Genomic DNA, 17,243 nt, shown 5'->3' on the forward strand with positions numbered 1-17,243 from the left:
ACTGACAAGACGGCAACGCAACGCAGGTCAACACGACATTGTTTGCTCTCATCTTGCTACTGTTTCTCGCTGCTTGCGGCTTAGTCGTTTGGGCTACGCACGCAGCGATCGCGGGCCGTATTCCGACTTGGTCGCGTTTGCTGTTCCTAGCTGCCCTGACTGCCAGCGTCGTCGCCGCATACTTAACGACATTCCACTACACCTATCTCGCGAATGCCAATACTCGTTTTCACGGCTGGCCCGTTCCTACCGTGATCTTCCAACGCGATGGGCCCGGCGAACCTTGGCTCGATTTTGTGGGGCCGACCGTGATATTGGCGTATCCAATGAACCTTCTGCTGTTTTCCTTCGTTCCCGCGATGTTTGTCCTGGCCGTGTTCGTGTTTCGCAAACGCTCGCGTTTGCACTCACCGGAAGCGACGGCTGCTGTTGACCTTTCATCAATAACCACGCAAGATGTTGATGATTCGGGCAACCCGTACCAACCGCCGCTCGGGATGTGATAAATTGCAGCGAACCATGCGATGCAACGGAGCCGGGCTTGCAAGGTTTCACGAATGGATCGTCAACTCTCCCGGCCCGCTGATCGCGACCGTTACACGGGGTCGGCTCTGATCGGCATCAGGCTTTGATTTTCGTGTGCGCGGTCGGCCGGCTTCGATGGTGATTGAAGTTAGAATGCGGTGTCATGTTTGACCGTGTCGCTGAACACATTGGTCGTGCTCGGACAATAGCCGCTTTGCAATGTTGACTGAACGCAGAGACGATCACCACGTACCGACGCTTTGAATCGATTGATGCTTCAAGCTTTGACTTTGTTTGCGTCGGAACGTCGCGATCTTCAAGCCGGTTCGAGCGTTGTTTGCGCGGTCGATGTGGTGAATGTGCTACGTTGCTTGACTCGTCTGGAATTCAGTCGCGGTCTCGGGTCTCCCTTCGCCGCCGGCCGCTGGATGTCTTCCTTTCGTGTCTGGCCACCGGCTTCGGCAACCCCGATCCCGCCACGCTTTGGCCGACATCACAGTGAAGAAACTCGATGCTTCAGGCCGTGCGACGTTGCCGGCTTGGTTCGATGTGTAACAATGCGTTCAACCGAAGCGGGGTGAAGCCGTCTTGGACGCTTCGCTGACCACGTTTCCACGCCCCCGCTCGGTTAACGCCTCCGTTCGACAGGATGTGATGCTCGAATCTGATGGCCAACAAAAACGAAAGCAAACGGCAAAAGAAGCTCGCCAAGCAGAGACAGAAAGCGAAACGCACGCTGCAACGCAAGAAGCAGGAAATCGAACTCCCAACTGACCGCAAGCGTCTCGCTGAATACGTACTAAACCCAAAGAAACTCACAACACCGCGCATGATTGATGAACACGTCAAAGTGTTCTGCGAGGCGATCAACCCAAACACTGCTCCAACCTTCTTGGAAATCGATCCCGAAGAATGGTCACGCCAAAGCTGCTGCGATCTCAACGTGAAGCATTATCTAGAGAAGCACGGCGGCGGTGTCATGGTGTGCGGTTATAAGATTTGGTATCGCACAAAACTCTACATCGAGGCGGAACGCCATGCGGTACTTCGCACCGACGACGGGACGTTGCGTGATTTGACCTTCGCAGCAGATGGTGAAACTAGAATCCTGTTCCTGCCGGACATTCCTGATCGCTCACACAACCTTTCGGACAATCGCGACAAGATTCGCCACGCAGTTGATCATCGTGTAAAATCCCTGGCTGAATCGTTGGACCGTCGAGATGCAAAGAACCCAATTCAGAAGCTGAGTGACGACGAGTCATGGGCGACGATGCTGACGTTCGCCGATTGGAAAAGTGGCGAGCGTCAGGCGTCGGTTTGGCTGACAACGAAATCCCGATGAACTGTCGAACCATGCGATGAACCGAAGTCGCGGAGTCGTCGTTTTTGACAATGGAAAATCAACCGCCGCGACTCGGTTATCGCGGTCGTTACACGGGGTTGGCTCTGATCGGCATCAAGCTTTGATTTTCGGATGCGCGGTCGGCCGGCTTTGATGGTGAATCAAGATCGAATGCGGTGTCATGATTGGCTGTGTCGCGAAACACATTGGTCGTGCTCGGTCTTTCGCCGATTCGAAATGTTGACTGAACGCAGAGACGATCACCACGCACCGACGCGTTGAATCAACTGATACTTCAAGCCGGAAAAGTGTTTGCGTCGGAACGTCGCGATCTTCAAGCCGCTTCAACCGTTGGTTGCGCGGTCGATGTCGTGAACGTCCTACGTTGCCTGGCCTGTCCTGAATTCCACCGCGGTCTCGGGGCACCCTACGCCGCCGGCCGCTGGATGTCTTCTTTCCGTGTCTGGCCGTCGGCTCCGGCAACCCCGATCCCGCAACGCTTTGTTCGACATCACAATGAAGAAACTCGATGCTTCAAGCCGTGCGACGTTGCCGGCTTGATTCGATGTGTAACAATGCGTTCAACCGAAGCGGGGTGAAGCCGTCTTGGACGCTTCGCTGACCACGTTTCCACGCCCCCGCTCGGTTAACGCGACCGTTATCCGACTGAGAGCATGGATACTCCATGACTAACGAGACCGACAAAACTCACATCAGAGTGCTTTCAGTCTTGCACATTGTTGCTGGCTTGTTCTTGTTTGCTACCTCACTTGGGCAGTTTCTTCTAGCCAAACGTGTTGCGATAATGGGGCAGCTGCCCACTTTTATTTCGTTTTTGTTCGTTTTAATGCTGCTGACGTCATTGCTGATCTTCGTCGTGGGGATACTGCTGTATACGCGTAGGATGTACTGGTTTTGCTTCACTGTTGCTGCTGTCGAGTGTCTCATCATGCCGCTTGGAACAGTGCTTGGCGTTTTGACACTTGTCGTTCTCATGCGTCCATCGGTGACTGATGATTTCGTATCAAGGAACTCTGATCCGACTGCTGGTGACGGATAACAATGCGTCGCACCGGAGACGCGGTGGATAGTTTTTTCGTGAATGCAATGTTCTCTCCCGCGTCCCGGTGGACGCGACCGTTACACGGGGTTGGCTCTGATCGGCATCAAGCTTTGATTTTTTTGTGCGCGGTCGGCCGGCTTTGATGGTGAATCAAGATCGAATGCGGTGTCATGTTTGACCGTGTCGCAGAACACATTGGTCGTGCTCAGTCGATGTCCGCATCACAATGCTGACTGAACGCAGAGACGATCACCACGTACCGACGCTTTGAATCGATTGATGCTTCAAGCCGTGAGTCTGTTTGCGTCGGAACGTCGCGATCTTCAAACCGGTTCAAGCGTTGTTGGCGCGGTCGATTTGGTGAATGTGCTACGTTGCTTGACTCGTCTGGAATTCAATCGCGGTCTCGGGGCTCCCTTCGCCGCCGGCCGCTGGATGTCTTCTTTCCGTGTCTGGCCGTCGGCTTCGGAAACCCCGATCCCGCCATGTTTTGGTCGACATCACAAAGAAGAAACTCGATGCTTCAAGCCGTGCGACGTTGCCGGCTTGATTCGATGTGTAACAATGCGTTCAACCGAAGCGGGGTTAAGCCGTTTTGGACGCTTCGCTGACCACGTTTCCACGCCCCCGCTCGGTTAACGCGACCGTTATCCCACTCTGGATCGCACATCGTTTGATCGTGCAGAATCTTCTCACATAACCTCCTGGCGTGACGTTTCTCGGCTTTCGATTCACCCACGCAAGTTGGCAACAAACTCCGCGTCAAATCGATGACGGCAACGCGACTTGCGTAGTAATTGAACGCTCGCAACACTCATTCGCACTGCCGTTCGTGCTCGACATCTGACGCGACGTTTTCACTCTGCTGGCACAATCGGCCATGACGTACCGAATCGTCGACGATCTATCTTGGACACGCATTCTGACTGATCGTCAACGATTCGGAACGTTCTGGCCTTCCCTCTGGTTCAACCCGCAACTTCGTATCCAACGCCTGAAGTCACGGGCGAACCTGTTGGAACAATTGACTCTTGTTCAACCTCCTGCGGCAGCGTCCGATTTGCCGACGACGATTGATTTTGTCCCTTCTGGGCCATCATCGCCGGCAAATCGGACGCACCCGCACTGGCTTCGGTATCATGGCGTTACGGGTGGCGGCGTCCCGCCGTTGATTTCCGCTCTCGCGGTCCCGCGTGAGTTCAATGCCCGGTCAACCGTAAGGGATAACCATCGGTTGTACCGGAGCACGGCTTGCGGGCGTTTCTCAAATGGTAAATCAACCGTCCGTGCCCGGTAAACCGTACCGTTCGCCGACGGAGACTATTCTTGCGATTTGGATTGCGTCACCTCTTGGCTGTATCAACGCTGTTCGCAATTCTGCTTGCAATTGGTAGCGCGAGCGATGCGATCCAACGTGACGGTGTTTGGACGCTTGAGTCAATTGAGACCGAGGATTGGGGCGGATCTTGGCATGGGGAAGATGCAGTAACGGGTGAACTAATAGGTGGCGCCATCCTTACGTACGTTGCCACGTTGCGTGATGGAGACCGCGTTCGAATGGTTTGTGTTGGTGACGATTTTTCGGGGGTTCCACCGCTGCCAAAGCCGGGTGATTCATTCATTTTCACTGGCTCCGAAATGCCACGCGGTAAACCAATCTTTCCCGGCTCAACGATCTATACAGGACCGCCGCCCGGCAGTCCGACTTTCTTTGCGGTGGATGATCACACTCTGGTCGTGGCTGCACGAACGGGTGATGGCTATGCACCGATACTCAACGCGGTTGCGGCGTTCTTCCTATCGTTTCTACTCGTGTTCCTTTACACTTGCCTCCACCGTTTTGTAGCGTGGTTGCCACGTGCGATCACCGAGAGCCAGGAACGCAGACAATAGATGCTCGAACACCGTCGCCGAGCTCGAATCACATGATAGACGGCGAACCATGAAATGCACGGGAGAACGGGTGGTCCGTTTTCTCGACTGCTTGCGAGTCGTTCGCCCGTTCCCCGTGATTTCTAACGTTACACGGGGTCGGCTCTGATCGGCATCAGGCTTTGATTTTCGTGTGCGCGGTCGGCCGGCTTCGATGGTGATTGAAGTTAGAATGCGGTGTCATGTTTGACCGTGTCGCTGAACACATTGGTCGTGCTCGGACAATAGCCGCTTTGCAATGTTGACTGAACGCAGAGACGATCACCACGTACCGACGCTTTGAATCGATTGATGCTTCAAGCTTTGACTTTGTTTGCGTCGGAACGTCGCGATCTTCAAGCCGGTTCGAGCGGTGTTTGCGCGGTCGATTCGGTGAATGTGCTACGTTGCCTGATTCGTCATGGATTCAACCGCGGTCTCGGGGCTCCCTACGCCGCCGGCCGCTGGGTGTCTTCTTTACGTGTCTGGCCGCCGGCTCCGGCAACCCCGATCCCGCCACGCTTTGGCCGACTTCGACAGGAAGAAACTCGATGCTTCAAACCGTGCGACGTTGCCGGCTTGATTCGATGTGTAACAATGCGTTCAACCGAAGCGGGGTTGAGCCGTCTTGGACGCTTCGCTGACCACGTTCCCACGCCCCCGCTCGGTTAACGCCGCCGTTCTGCTCACTAGGAATGTTCCGCGTTGAATCCGTACGAACCTCCTGCCGCCAACGAACCTGTAGAGTCGGAAGGCGACGAATCTGATTCGGTCACGATAAACGTTGCTCCGTTTTACCTCGACGGCTTCGATCTTGTTGCCGGTCAATTACCGGGCTTGATATACCTTTGGATTCCAGCGGGTCTTGTTGCATGGTTTACGAATTCGCTTGTTCTTGGCGGCGCAACAATCGCATTCATGATCGGTTCGATTTTGCTTTTTACGATTCGCGGCATTGAAATTTCGTCCGCTGGCCTACGGTTCCGACGGCTGCTCGGTCATCCACGGTTTTTACCGTGGAATCGAGTGGTTCGCATCGCCGAAGCAACGCGGCGAGAGGTATTGATACATGGTTAGACGGTCCCTCGATTCCCACCACGGGAAATCACTAGCGCATCAACAACAAAAGGGCATTTCCGTATCGAGTGGAATGGCGGTTGGCTATACTTTCCTCCAGCGGAAATTGGCCGATTCCGCAAACACGTGTCTCTGCACAAAGCAATAGCAGAACCAAGGGTTGCACCGAAGCCGGGCTTGCGCGTTTAATTGGAATGGAAAATCAACTCTCCCGGCTCGGTGAACCCGGCCGTTATCCGACAAACGTAGCATCCTATCCAAGGAGACATTCATGGGATATTCGCACAGCTTCTTTGCCCTCGAGGTTGCCGAAGTGAAGGCGCTCTACGGTTCGAAGAACAACGCCCTGCTAGAAGGTATCCTCAAATCGCAGGCAGAAGACATCGAGGATAACGACGCGTTTTTTGAAGACGAGATCGAGGACGGCGACTTACCAGACACAGCCACAGCACTTCGCGAGATCTTTGAGGGCAACGCTCGACCAAGCGCGGAAGGGGCGATGTACGGTTACGCACTCCAAATGATCTGTAGACACATGGGACAAGAGGTTGAGGGAGGCGAGTACGGCGTTGCTGACGTGACTGATCACCCTTACGATTCGCTGCTTGTGAAATCTGGTATCCCGATCCCGATTCCAGAGCCGAGTGATTTCCCAATGATTGGGTACTTGGATTTCAACCAACTTGATGACGAAATCGCTATGGCCAGAGCAGATCATGAAAAGGTCGGTAGCGACTCTGCGGAAGCAATGTCCGCGATTCGCGGATTGATGAACGCCGTCGGATTTGGACTGAAACCTGGTGGAATCAACGCAGAGGAGATTCAAGAAGACATTGATGCCTACGTCGAGACACTTGAGGCTGCCAAGAAACTCGGTAAAGGTGTCATTTCATTTCGCCACTGACCAACGCAAATGTCGGATAACCAAGCGATGGACGCGGAGCCGCCGACAGCGCGTTTTGAAATGGATGATCGATGACGGCGGCCCGGTCATCGCCGCCGTTCGCCCAACAAGATAGCTCGTCGCTTTGAGTTCTAACCCGTTATCGTACCGTGCACGTCGCATGAACATGCGCGTCGAGGCTTCCGTCGATCACGGCGTGCTCAATTGGCGATACGTTGCCAACGGCGATGAATGGAAGCAATCCATGCCACTCGCAAAGATGGTCCCGCATCCGATGTTCTCCATCGACCGTGGGACGCGATGGAAGTACTTGGCGATGACTGTTCTCCTTCCTCTTCTTGCGTTTGGCGTCGTCAGCTGGCTCGAGTTTGGACTGACCTACACGATCTCTATCCCCGTCGTTTCGTTCCTGGTTCTCGCTTACCGCTTTTCTCCATGGCTAATCGGTCCCATAGAATGGGCTACATTCGATACAATGCTGAAAGACAAGACTGTCTATGTTTTTCGCGGCGCTCAGCAATCGGGTTTTGACGAATTCGTCGCTGCACTCGACAACGCGATTGACGCTGCCAGCACAATTCCCGAAGAAGTGGGCGAACCATGACATGCACGGGAGGACGGCTTGCGGCTTTTTTCGCAATGGATAGTTCACTCTCCGTCCCCCGTGATGTCGGTCGTTACACGGGGTCCGCTCTGATCGGCATCAGGCTTTGACTTTCGGGTGCGCGGTCGGCCGGCTTTGATGGTGAATCAAGATCCGATGCGGTGTCGTGTTTGGCGGTGTCGCTAAGCGCATTGGTCGTGCTCGGTCTTTCGCCGCTTCGCAATGTTGACTGAACGCAGAGACGATCACCACGTACCGACGCTTTGAATCAATTGATACTTCCATCCGCCAAAGTGTTTGCGTCGGAACGTCGCGATCTTCAAGCCGATTCGGGCGTTGGTTGCGCGGTCGATTTGGCGAATGTGCTACGTTGCTTGACTCGTCCTGGATTCCACCGCGGTCTCGGGGCACTCTTCGCCGCCGGCCGCTGGATGTCTTCTTTTCGTGTCTGGCCGCCGGCTTCGGAAACCCCGATCCCGCAACGCTTTGGTCGGCTTCGAACGGAAGAAACACGATGCTTCGAGCCGTGCGACGTTGCCGGCTTGATTCGATGTGTAACAATGCGTTCAACCGAAGCGGGGTTGAGCCGTCTTAGACGCTTCGCTGACCACGTTTCCAAGCCCCCGCTCGGTTAACGCGACCGTTCGCCGACCAATACCGATGCTCAACCGGTAACGCTGATTGATACGTCGCTACCTCATCTTCGCTATCTTGCTTGCGTCCGCTTGGATCGTAATGACCATGACGCACGAATTCGGGCACATCGTCGGCGGCATGGCATGCGGTGCGACGCTGACCGACTTCGACCTAGCTCCCTGGCGGATGCCCTACAGCTTGCATTCACCCGATCCGCATCCGCTCGTAACACTCTGGGCCGGGCCGCTGCTTGGCGTTGCCGTCCCGTTCATTGGGGCGGCAATCGTCCGTAGGCGCTGGGCGTGGTTCATCGCTGACTTTTGTTTGATTGCGAATGGCGGCTATCTCGCATTGGTTTGGATATCGGGTGATCGTTTTCTCGACACTCCCCGCCTGCTCGCCGCCGGGGCTCACCCCGGTTCGATCGTGGTATATTGTGTGGTGACGATCGGCGTTGGTTACGTTTGGTTCCGGTCCGATTGCATTTACTTTCTCGCACCGCAACCAGAGAGCGGCGAACCATGCCGTGCACCGGAGCGGCGTCAGCGCGTTTCTTGATGGTCAGTATTACTCTCGCCGCCCGGTGACGGCGGACGTTACCCGGCTGAATGATGGTCAATCCGTACGAACCGTCGCATCTCGAACCAGAACCTACTCCAGTCTGGACGCAACTCATTCGGTGGATTCTTGAACCACCGCCAGTGCGTTTAACTCCTGAACGCACATCACAATGGCTGGTCGACTCAATGGTGGGCTTCGTCGTGATTCTGACCGGTTTCGCGGTCGCCGGGCTCATTTCCGAATTGCTTCCGTTCTTGCGCTCAATGTCCTATCCGACTGGACTAGCGATAGGGTGTTTCCCATTCGTGCTGTGGCTGAACTACTGCCAATCCAAAGACTTCACGCTGCGAGGCTACTTGCGGCTGCTCGTCTTCCTCTTCGTGTTTTGGACACTCCAAGGTGGATTGAATGACCTTCTCCTTGTACCTGTGGCCATCGCCATCACTCTCGCTGCGTTGCCGTTCGAGATCGCTCTCGGTAGACTTGTCCTCTCCGCACTCCCCGGCTCCTCTGCCCAGAACCTCGGGTAACCATCCCGTGCACCGGAGCCGGGCTTGCGCGGTTTCACAAATGGAAGATCAACTTTCCCGGCCCGGTGACGGGTAACGTTCGCCGGCGGATCACTCTCTTTCATCTGCAACTAAACCAATTTTGGAGCTTCCACGGACGGTCCGATGCAAAATCAGAACCGACACTTGGCCTTTGCCGCGATTACTGTGCTTTTCTCCGCAATTGCAGCCTTCGCCCAAGTTGATAGCCAGCTCGCGACTGGATTTGATCACTCGCGGATTGAAGAAACCCGGGGGTTCATGCGCGGATCTGGGTCGTTTCCGTCGTCTGGCACAAACGCATGGACATCGTTTGGCAGCCAGGATCTTCGCGAAACACCACCATGGCTACCTGAAGAAGGTACGCCTCCTCTGTCACCTCGCGACGCGGTGCTTGTAGCTCAGGCAACAGCCGCGGATTGGTATTCTGGACACGACGATATCACATGGTTGCTGACCAAACTTGCCTTGCTCCCCCTCGAATCCGACAACGGCAAATGGTACTGGCAGGCAACGCTAGAAGTCACGAGAGACGGTCGGGACCGGGACGTCGACGTCGTGATTCGGATGGACGGAACTGTGTTAACGCGGGTTAACGCTCCAGGCCAGAAGTGAACGGCGAACCATGCCGTGCACCGGAGCGGCGGCACTCCGTTTACCAATGGCTAACTTTTCACTCGCCGCCCGGTGACGGCGGACGTTACCCCACTGAATTGATGGAAGTCGTAGACCAAATTCGCAACGCATTTCCGGTCCACCCGATTCCAACGTCTGAAGCCGCGATCGAAGACACCTACTGTGTTGAGCACCTACACGAGATTCTTGCTGGTCGTCCGTGGGACGAACCAACTGTGCAAGACTATCGGATGTGCGACGACGGGTTCTCTCTGCTTACGGTCGCTGGACTGGGCTACTATTTGCCTGGCTACTTAATTGCCAAGATCGACGACCCAGAAACGGCTGACATCCTTGGTGAATATGTGACCTACACACTTGGTGGGACATCTGATTTTTGCCGAACACGAATGACTGAACTTGGTAGACTGATGGACCCTGCCAAAGGCGACGCAATCCTTGCTTGGCTTGACTGGTACGAAGCACGCGTGACGCCTGATGCTCACATCGAACGATCACGCGAGACCGTCAAGACATGGGGGTAACCATCGCGTGCACCGGAGTACGCGAGTCGGCGGTTTTGAAATGGAAAATCTTTCGCGCGTACCCGGTGACGCGTGACGTTACGCCAATGATCTTTCAACTTGAACGACAACGTGAATCCTACTGATGGCAAAGAAAAAATCTGCACCATCCAAGAAACGCGCGTCGACGCGTTCTTCTGGCACCTCAACCGCGCAAGCAAAATACCCTCGTCACAGCATCACGGACGCTCTTCGGATACCTACAGCGATCCTTGATCAAAACGCTGGGAAAGTCTGCTCGGATGATCAAGCTGCGGGGTTTCTGGGCCTGAAGTCGGCGAAAGGGCCCACGGGCGTTGAAATCAGCTCTGCAATCAAATACGGATTCCTAAATCGACCTGAACCCAGGAAACTTGAAGTAACGGATCTCGGACGGCAAGTGCTTCGTCCAACATCTTCCGAAGACGTGTCGTCTGGGTATCAACAAGCGATCCAGAATGCACCGGTCATCTCTGACGTTTACAAGCACTATCGGGGTGAAAATCTTCCCGATCGCCAATTCTTCGACAATGCGTTGGAAGATACCTTTAAGATCCCGAGAGACAAAGTCAGTGAGTTCAAGGATATATTCACGTCTTCGCTTCGAACGGCCTCGCTGCTTGAGGAACATGATGGACGCGTTCGCGTCTTGGATGCGGCGGGCTCCGGACAAGAGGCGAACGAGGAGTCCGACGAATACATCGACAAACTTAGCTCCGGCGTTAAGGTTGCATCTGGCGACTCTTGTTTCGTGATGATGCCGTTTGCATCGCCAATTGGTGACTATTACTCGACCGTCTACAAACCTGCAATCGAGAAGGCAAAACTTGTTCCCGTGCGCGCTGACAACGAAATTTTCGGTGCTGGCAAAATCATGGATCAAGTTTGGTCTGGCATCAACGCAGCAAAGGTATTGGTTGCTGAACTTACTACCAAGAACCCGAATGTTTTCTACGAGCTTGGAATTGCCCATGCACTTCAGAAACCTGTTGTGCTCGTATCTTCGAACGAGGACGATGTTCCATTTGACTTGAAGCACATACGGGTGATCTACTACGACAAGAATGATCCTTTCTGGGGCCAGAAGCTGCTCAACAAGGTTGCCGAGAACATCGTCTCGGCGATCAGGAATCCGGAAGAAGCAGTTTTCGACATCTCGAAGGTCGTGGAACAATAGAATGGCGTAACAATCGCGTGCACCGGAGTACGCGAGTCGGCGGTTTTGAAGTTGAGAATCTTTCGCGCGTACCCGGTGACGCGTGACGTTCTGCCAATGGAGTTTCTCCGATGATCTACGAGCAATGGCGGAACGAACTGTTTGGTCTTGCACCCGAAAGCGATCCGGTCATGCATGAGCACTCGGAAGAATTTTACGCGGTGCCTTCGCAGGTCGCTTTCGATTACGTTGACCAAGTGCTTGTCGACCCGGATGTCCATTCCGTGTTTACCAAGGATCAACTCGGCAAGGGCATCAGCACGATCTACTCAAACTGCTGCAGCGACCTTCCGTTTCTCTACACCACCGAGTGTGGCGAGGATCGCCGGGTCGCGGGGATCAACAACCTTGTAAATCTTTACCGAAACTACTTCGACAGGCACTGTACTGGGAATGTCACGGATATTGGCAACGACGAGAATGATGGCCCGTTGGGATACATCTGCTACATGCTTTGGGACGTATTCGTGCTGTACCCCGGAAACGCAACCCCGGCGATGATCTCGGCTGCAATCGGCGTGATGCGATCGGCTCTCGAATCATCAAACGACAACAGCCTTGCTTCTGCGATTCACGGCCTTGGACATTGGGCATTCGGCACTCCCGAAGCCGTAACCACATTGGAACACTGGCTGCAGAAGCCGACCACTGACAATCCCGTCGTGCTTCAGTACGCTCGAACTGCAACCTCCGGCATGATCCTATAATGGCAGAACAAAGCGATGCACGCGGAGCCGCCGATCACGCGGTTTGCCAATGGAAAGTGTTTCTCCGGCGGCCCGGTGATCGCGATCGTTACACGGGGTCGGCTCTGATCGGCATCAGGCTTTGGTTTTCGTGTGCGCGGTCGGCCGGCGTTGATGGTGAATCGAGATCGAATGCGGTGTCATGTTTGCCTGTGTCGCTGAACACATTGGCCGTGCTCGGTCTTTCGCCGATTCGCAATGTTGACTGAACGCAGAGACGATCACCACGTACCGACGCTTTGAATCGATTGGCAGTTCAAGCCGTGAGTCTGTTTGCGTCGGAACGTCGCGATCTTCAAGCCGGTTCAAGCGTTGTTGGCGCGGTCGATTTGGTGAATGTGCTACGTTGCTTGACTCGTCTGGAATTCCGCCGCGGTCTCGGGGCACCCTTCGCCTTCGGCCGCTGGATGTCTTCTTTTCGTGTCTGGCCGCCGGCTTCGGAAACCCCGATCCCGCAACGCTTTGGTCGGCTTCGAACGGAAGAAACACGATGCTTCGAGCCGTGCGACGTTGCCGGCTTGATTCGATGTGTAACAATGCGTTCAACCGAAGCGGGGTTGTGCCGTCTTGGACGCTTCGCTGACCACGTTCCCACGCCCCCGCTCGGTTAACGCCGCCGTTATCGGAACCGAATATGACAAACTCAAATTGCACGCTACACGACTGATGATCGAAGCAATTGCATGTTTACTGATGCTTCGGGGAGCGATACTTGGTTCAATGCGTCTATGGCGTCAAATTGCGCATCCGACTCAGGGCGAAAAAGGGAGGGCATGGTTTCATGAGTCTGCTCCGTACTTACTGTCGCCCGCTGGATGGATCCGTGCGGCGTATTTTTATGGCTTCTTGATTTTGGCTCAGGTCGTTCTCGTACTGTCTGCTCTGGCGTTCGTGTTTCTCCCACAGTCGTCAGCCTCAACGACGCACATTGTCTTGATCGCATTCCTAGTCGGCATGATTCGCTACACTGTAGGATCCTTGTTTTTACTCGACGACGAGTACGGATTTTTGACCGCCTTTGCCAAACCTGACAAAATCAAAATTCCGGGCGTCGACAAGACTGATTGACAGGGGCATCCGATAACAATGCCGTGCACCGAAGGACGGGAGTCGCGGTTTTTGAAGTGGTTAATCTTTCGCCCGTCCTCGGTGACGGCTAACGTTATCCGACTGAAATCTAATTGCGCACACTGTCGCCGCTCGTTACCCGAAATAGCAATCTGAGAGCATAGCGTTGACTGACGTGTTCTCCCTCAAGCTTGCGATTTACTTCGTTGGGCCGCTCCTTTTACTTTACGCCGCGACATACCTCACGGGCGCGGTATTGACGCTTGTCTCGAGCATGGTCGTTGATCGCGAACTTTCACTGGATTCTGCGATGCAATCAATGGTAATCGTGATTTGCGCAACGACTTTTGTAGCGTCAATTGCTCATTGGAGCATCGGATCTCCACGGATGACTCTCGCATTCGCCGTTACGTCGTTTTTCTTTGCCGGCGGCCTCGTGTATTCTTACGCTGTCGAGGACTACACCCAATTCAACGAAAAACGCAAGACAAAACCGATTGGAATATCTAAGGGGTTCCTGGTGTCAGGTATCTATTCCATCCTCTTTGCTGCGCTGACCATGTTCGCGATCTGGGTTGCTGGTGTTGCACGGTGACACAGCAGAACGACGGATAACCAAGCCATTCACACGGAGCACGGCTTGCACGTTTTCACAAATGGATACATCACTCTCCGTGCCCGGTGATGGCCACCGTTCTGCGAAGAATACTCATATGAAAATCCTCCCCCAATTCATTGCCATGCTCACCTGCGGCGTCATCCTTTCCGGGTGCACGGCCCCTGCGGCCCCTGAATACAGCGACCCCGATCGGGTTGCTGAAGCCTACGTGAAGGCCGTCCTCGCGAAGGATGGATCACACACCAAGCTCGAGCTCACCGACCCCGACCCGGAGCTGCAAAGTTTCTGCAATGCTGGCTTGTCGGCGGAATGGAGGGAAAGCATGCCTCCTCAGGTCACATTTGCTGAACGGTTAAACTCGGGTGTGAAGGGCCCGGGGCGCAGTGAGAACCTCGAGGATTACCTTGTTGGTCTCACCGGGAATGGACCATTCACCAGTTCCGGCTTTGTTTCCTACTTCGTTGAAATGAAGTTCGTTGGCGGCGACGGGAAGGAACATTCGGCCGCTCTTGCCCTGCGCCCCGACCATGGAGGTCAACGTTTGACGAAGGGTAAGATGTTTGATTGGAAAGACGTAGAATGGAAGGTCGTTCCGCGATAGGCCTGTCGACTGGTCACGGGTTGTGGCAGCTGTGGTTGCATCTAAACACGGGATGCAGAACCATGCGATGCAACGGAGCCGGGCTTGCAAGGTTTCACAAATGGAAGATCAGCTCTCCCGGCCCGCTGATCGCTACCGTTCGGCCATCCAACCGAGACGCAAAGCGATTGAATTCGTCGAGGTATTCCAATGACCCGCTACGCGCAGACTCAACCTCGCTCTCGACTAGAGCCCATCCAACGCATTGGTATTTGCCTGTTGACCATATCGATGCTCTACGCCGCAACACTCGTTGCTTTGAATGTAATGACCGTCGTTGCGGTGTTTCGCGGGATCCCCTACGCGTTTGATTCGCTGATACTTGCATGTCCATTGACGTTGCCGCTACTCGCCGCACAGTATCCGATTGCGAAGGGCGCATTCATGATGTGGCGTCGCGAGCCGTCGCCGACTGTGATTTGGTCGGCACGTCTTTCTTGCGTGCCCTTCGCTTCTCCGTTCTACTTTCTGGGAATCCCGTTTGGTGTCGCGGCATTGCATCGACTGCGCGAATAGAATCCCTCGTTCGCTATCACAACGGGTGCCACCGCCCGTAGCGATAAAGGTTGGCCGAACCATGCGATGAACCGAAGTCGCGGAGTCGTCGTTTTTAACAATGGAAGATTAATCGCCGCGACTCGGTTATCGCGGACGTTCGTCGATGTAATGAAATGTCGGTTGGTCACAACGATGATGAGGTCCAACGCTTCTGAACATCTTGTTGCACATCGTTTTCGCGTTCGGATGCTTCGTGTCCGCGACTAACTTCTATTGGGCATTCCTACGGTATCCGGTACACCGAATCCGAGGAGGGACCGAAGACGACTACCGTTGGATCTCCGCGGCGCCGCTTGTCGGTTCGTTCCTGATCGTGGTGACGCTACCATTCCTCGATACATCACCGTGGATTTGGTGGCTGGGTGTCGTTTGTGCTGTGGCCGACACGGGCGGGATTCACTGGTTCGCGGTTGCGTTGGCGTGGATGGCGCTGACTGGACGATTGCGATAGAATGCGAAGTGCAACCCGTGTTCGACTTGCAGCGTAGCGGGGAGGCGACGAACCATGCCGTGCACCGGAGCGGCGGCAGCGAGTTTCCTGATGGTTAGTTTTACTCTCGCCGCCCGGTGACGGCGGACGTTATGCCGTAATGTGTGATCGCTAAAATGCTGTACAAGACGTCGTACTCATTGCAGGCTGAGCTGGTGGATCACGATGGCGCAATCGTCTCCTCCGAGCAGCTGGCACGAAAGCTTAATGGCTTGGCCTGTCATTCAGACTCTGTGTTGAATTACGCCGAGTTGCCGATTGCGGAGGAGTGCGCATTACGTGGTGGCTATCCGCGCCTGGTCTTGGATGACAAAGGTCGCCTCACCATGGCTGTTGAGGTCGACAGCCGACGAAAGCTCACCCGCAAAGAACTTGGCGATTTGCGGGCCGACTTTGAGGGGCAGCTCACGGACGGGATCGGCTCTGGATGCTTTGATGTACTGACCGTTTCAACCGGCCTTTGTGTCCAACTGCGTTTTCCCCTGAGACCAAAATGCACACAGACGGAAGGGATGGCATGGCGCCCGAAAGCAACCACCAAAAAAGGGAATGAGCGTCGAATTGCTGCTGCTGCGAAACTAATTGAGAATCTGGACTCCACTCCGACCAGATTAGCGGCCTCAGAGCGCGCGACCGCTCATGGAACGACCGCCGCCGCACCTCCGGGCAAGCAGAAGAAACCGAATCTGAAGAAGCTCTTTCGCCTTCTGGCCAAACCAGAGCGCAATCAGCTATTCGATCAGATCAAAGCAGAGCTGGAAGTATGCGGAGATGATCTGAGCAGCGTTGGCGACGGTGAGTACCCGAATGGGAATCTTTCTGATCCAAAACTGCTCCGGCTGTTGTTGAAAGCGGGGTTGCCAGTGGAAACAACCGATGCGAAGGGAAGATCTCTGCTTATTCAGGCGGCGGGGAATCCGAAATGCCTCGAATTGCTATTAAAGAACGGCGCTGATGTCAATCGCGTTTGCGACAGCTATTTTGCGACAACTGCACTGATTCGCGCCGCGAACCTTGGCATACGAAAATCCGTTGAAGTTCTTCTCGAACATGGCGCCAACCCATCCATCAAAGACAAATCAGGAAAAACAGCGTGGCAGGTCGTGGACAAGCGATCGCGCGAGCGACAGACGATTGTCGGCCTGCTTCAGTCTCGTTCGCCAAAATCGTCGAAGGCATAACAAAGGCATGAACGCGGAGCCGCCGACAGCGCGTTTTCCAATGGAGCATCAACCGCGGCGGCCCGGTTATGCCAGACGTTATCCGAGCGGGTGCGCTGTCGTTCGTGCTTGGCTCCGATTCTCGCCATTTTGTCTGACTTGATCCAACGCCGCCCTGCGGGGCACAACCAAAACAAGGACTTGTTGAACTCGCGATCCATCGATGTTGCGTCCCACTAATTCAAGCACACGCAAGCTTTGCGACACCTCAGGCATCCAGACTCCTGCGATCGAATACGCTCCAACGCAACTTTCCTCCTCACTGAACTGTGAACCAAACGGTTACATTTACATGGTCTCACAATGCTGGACTCCGATACAATGATCACTCCGA

18 protein-coding genes are annotated in these 17,243 nt (G+C 54.7%); all 18 read left to right on the forward strand.

Annotated features, from left to right (window positions below):
* Positions 1 to 53: 53 nt before the first annotated feature.
* Positions 54 to 503, forward strand: coding sequence for a hypothetical protein (locus tag Mal65_RS00915; RefSeq protein WP_165700991.1), 450 nt, complete (start codon positions 54 to 56; stop codon positions 501 to 503).
* A 689-nt stretch (positions 504 to 1,192) separates the two neighbouring features.
* Positions 1,193 to 1,870 (forward strand): hypothetical protein, encoded by a 678-nt coding sequence (locus tag Mal65_RS00920; protein ID WP_145292816.1) that lies wholly within the window; start codon positions 1,193 to 1,195, stop codon positions 1,868 to 1,870.
* Between the two features lie 685 nt (positions 1,871 to 2,555).
* On the forward strand, positions 2,556 to 2,930 hold the full coding sequence (locus Mal65_RS00925) for a hypothetical protein (RefSeq protein WP_145292818.1): 375 nt from the start codon (positions 2,556 to 2,558) through the stop codon (positions 2,928 to 2,930).
* A 1,329-nt stretch (positions 2,931 to 4,259) separates the two neighbouring features.
* Positions 4,260 to 4,826 carry a hypothetical protein gene (locus Mal65_RS00930; protein ID WP_165700992.1) on the forward strand — a complete coding sequence of 189 codons (567 nt, stop codon included), beginning with the start codon at positions 4,260 to 4,262 and terminating at the stop codon, positions 4,824 to 4,826.
* A 723-nt stretch (positions 4,827 to 5,549) separates the two neighbouring features.
* Positions 5,550 to 5,921 (forward strand): hypothetical protein, encoded by a 372-nt coding sequence (locus Mal65_RS00935; RefSeq protein ID WP_145292822.1) that lies wholly within the window; start codon positions 5,550 to 5,552, stop codon positions 5,919 to 5,921.
* 271 nt (positions 5,922 to 6,192) lie between these two features.
* Positions 6,193 to 6,825 (forward strand): DUF7691 family protein, encoded by a 633-nt coding sequence (locus Mal65_RS00940; protein ID WP_145292810.1) that lies wholly within the window; start codon positions 6,193 to 6,195, stop codon positions 6,823 to 6,825.
* A gap of 160 nt (positions 6,826 to 6,985) precedes the next feature.
* Positions 6,986 to 7,429 carry a hypothetical protein gene (locus Mal65_RS00945; protein ID WP_145292824.1) on the forward strand — a complete coding sequence of 148 codons (444 nt, stop codon included), beginning with the start codon at positions 6,986 to 6,988 and terminating at the stop codon, positions 7,427 to 7,429.
* Positions 7,430 to 8,170: 741 nt separating this feature from the next.
* Positions 8,171 to 8,623, forward strand: a complete 453-nt coding sequence (locus tag Mal65_RS00950; RefSeq protein ID WP_231131256.1) for a hypothetical protein — start codon at positions 8,171 to 8,173, stop codon at positions 8,621 to 8,623.
* Positions 8,624 to 8,673: 50 nt separating this feature from the next.
* On the forward strand, positions 8,674 to 9,156 hold the full coding sequence (locus tag Mal65_RS00955) for a hypothetical protein (protein WP_145292828.1): 483 nt from the start codon (positions 8,674 to 8,676) through the stop codon (positions 9,154 to 9,156).
* Between the two features lie 144 nt (positions 9,157 to 9,300).
* Positions 9,301 to 9,789, forward strand: coding sequence for a hypothetical protein (locus tag Mal65_RS00960; RefSeq protein ID WP_145292830.1), 489 nt, complete (start codon positions 9,301 to 9,303; stop codon positions 9,787 to 9,789).
* A 101-nt stretch (positions 9,790 to 9,890) separates the two neighbouring features.
* The gene (locus Mal65_RS00965; RefSeq protein WP_145292832.1) at positions 9,891 to 10,334 is read left to right on the forward strand and encodes a DUF6714 family protein; all 444 of its coding nucleotides are present in this window, start codon (positions 9,891 to 9,893) and stop codon (positions 10,332 to 10,334) included.
* Positions 10,335 to 10,458: 124 nt separating this feature from the next.
* Positions 10,459 to 11,529, forward strand: coding sequence for a TIR domain-containing protein (locus tag Mal65_RS00970; protein WP_145292834.1), 1,071 nt, complete (start codon positions 10,459 to 10,461; stop codon positions 11,527 to 11,529).
* 110 nt (positions 11,530 to 11,639) lie between these two features.
* Positions 11,640 to 12,275, forward strand: coding sequence for a HEAT repeat domain-containing protein (locus Mal65_RS00975; RefSeq protein WP_145292836.1), 636 nt, complete (start codon positions 11,640 to 11,642; stop codon positions 12,273 to 12,275).
* A gap of 606 nt (positions 12,276 to 12,881) precedes the next feature.
* Positions 12,882 to 13,382 carry a hypothetical protein gene (locus Mal65_RS00980; protein WP_145292838.1) on the forward strand — a complete coding sequence of 167 codons (501 nt, stop codon included), beginning with the start codon at positions 12,882 to 12,884 and terminating at the stop codon, positions 13,380 to 13,382.
* Between the two features lie 166 nt (positions 13,383 to 13,548).
* Positions 13,549 to 13,977, forward strand: a complete 429-nt coding sequence (locus Mal65_RS00985; protein ID WP_145292841.1) for a hypothetical protein — start codon at positions 13,549 to 13,551, stop codon at positions 13,975 to 13,977.
* A gap of 118 nt (positions 13,978 to 14,095) precedes the next feature.
* On the forward strand, positions 14,096 to 14,602 hold the full coding sequence (locus Mal65_RS00990) for a hypothetical protein (protein ID WP_145292843.1): 507 nt from the start codon (positions 14,096 to 14,098) through the stop codon (positions 14,600 to 14,602).
* A 270-nt stretch (positions 14,603 to 14,872) separates the two neighbouring features.
* On the forward strand, positions 14,873 to 15,157 hold the full coding sequence (locus Mal65_RS26290; RefSeq protein ID WP_145292910.1) for a hypothetical protein: 285 nt from the start codon (positions 14,873 to 14,875) through the stop codon (positions 15,155 to 15,157).
* A gap of 648 nt (positions 15,158 to 15,805) precedes the next feature.
* Entirely contained in the window at positions 15,806 to 16,870 is a 1,065-nt protein-coding gene (locus tag Mal65_RS01000) for an ankyrin repeat domain-containing protein (protein WP_145292845.1), read from the forward strand.
* Positions 16,871 to 17,243: the final 373 nt, after the last annotated feature.

The organism is Crateriforma conspicua (genome assembly GCF_007752935.1).
Classification (GTDB): Bacteria; Planctomycetota; Planctomycetia; order Pirellulales; family Pirellulaceae; genus Crateriforma; species Crateriforma conspicua.

What these genes read in the sequence shown, in the direction of transcription:
- Mal65_RS00920 (WP_145292816.1), top strand. Translation starts at nt 1,193, where the DNA reads ATGGCCAACAAAAACGAAAGCAAACGGCAAAAGAAGCTCGCCAAGCAG.
- Mal65_RS00925 (WP_145292818.1), top strand. Translation starts at nt 2,556, where the DNA reads ATGACTAACGAGACCGACAAAACTCACATCAGAGTGCTTTCAGTCTTG.
- Mal65_RS00940 (WP_145292810.1), top strand. Translation starts at nt 6,193, where the DNA reads ATGGGATATTCGCACAGCTTCTTTGCCCTCGAGGTTGCCGAAGTGAAG.
- Mal65_RS00945 (WP_145292824.1), top strand. Translation starts at nt 6,986, where the DNA reads ATGAACATGCGCGTCGAGGCTTCCGTCGATCACGGCGTGCTCAATTGG.
- Mal65_RS00950 (WP_231131256.1), top strand. Translation starts at nt 8,171, where the DNA reads ATGACGCACGAATTCGGGCACATCGTCGGCGGCATGGCATGCGGTGCG.
- Mal65_RS00955 (WP_145292828.1), top strand. Translation starts at nt 8,674, where the DNA reads ATGATGGTCAATCCGTACGAACCGTCGCATCTCGAACCAGAACCTACT.
- Mal65_RS00960 (WP_145292830.1), top strand. Translation starts at nt 9,301, where the DNA reads ATGCAAAATCAGAACCGACACTTGGCCTTTGCCGCGATTACTGTGCTT.
- Mal65_RS00965 (WP_145292832.1), top strand. Translation starts at nt 9,891, where the DNA reads ATGGAAGTCGTAGACCAAATTCGCAACGCATTTCCGGTCCACCCGATT.
- Mal65_RS00970 (WP_145292834.1), top strand. Translation starts at nt 10,459, where the DNA reads ATGGCAAAGAAAAAATCTGCACCATCCAAGAAACGCGCGTCGACGCGT.
- Mal65_RS00975 (WP_145292836.1), top strand. Translation starts at nt 11,640, where the DNA reads ATGATCTACGAGCAATGGCGGAACGAACTGTTTGGTCTTGCACCCGAA.
- Mal65_RS00990 (WP_145292843.1), top strand. Translation starts at nt 14,096, where the DNA reads ATGAAAATCCTCCCCCAATTCATTGCCATGCTCACCTGCGGCGTCATC.
- Mal65_RS26290 (WP_145292910.1), top strand. Translation starts at nt 14,873, where the DNA reads ATGCTCTACGCCGCAACACTCGTTGCTTTGAATGTAATGACCGTCGTT.
- Mal65_RS01000 (WP_145292845.1), top strand. Translation starts at nt 15,806, where the DNA reads ATGCTGTACAAGACGTCGTACTCATTGCAGGCTGAGCTGGTGGATCAC.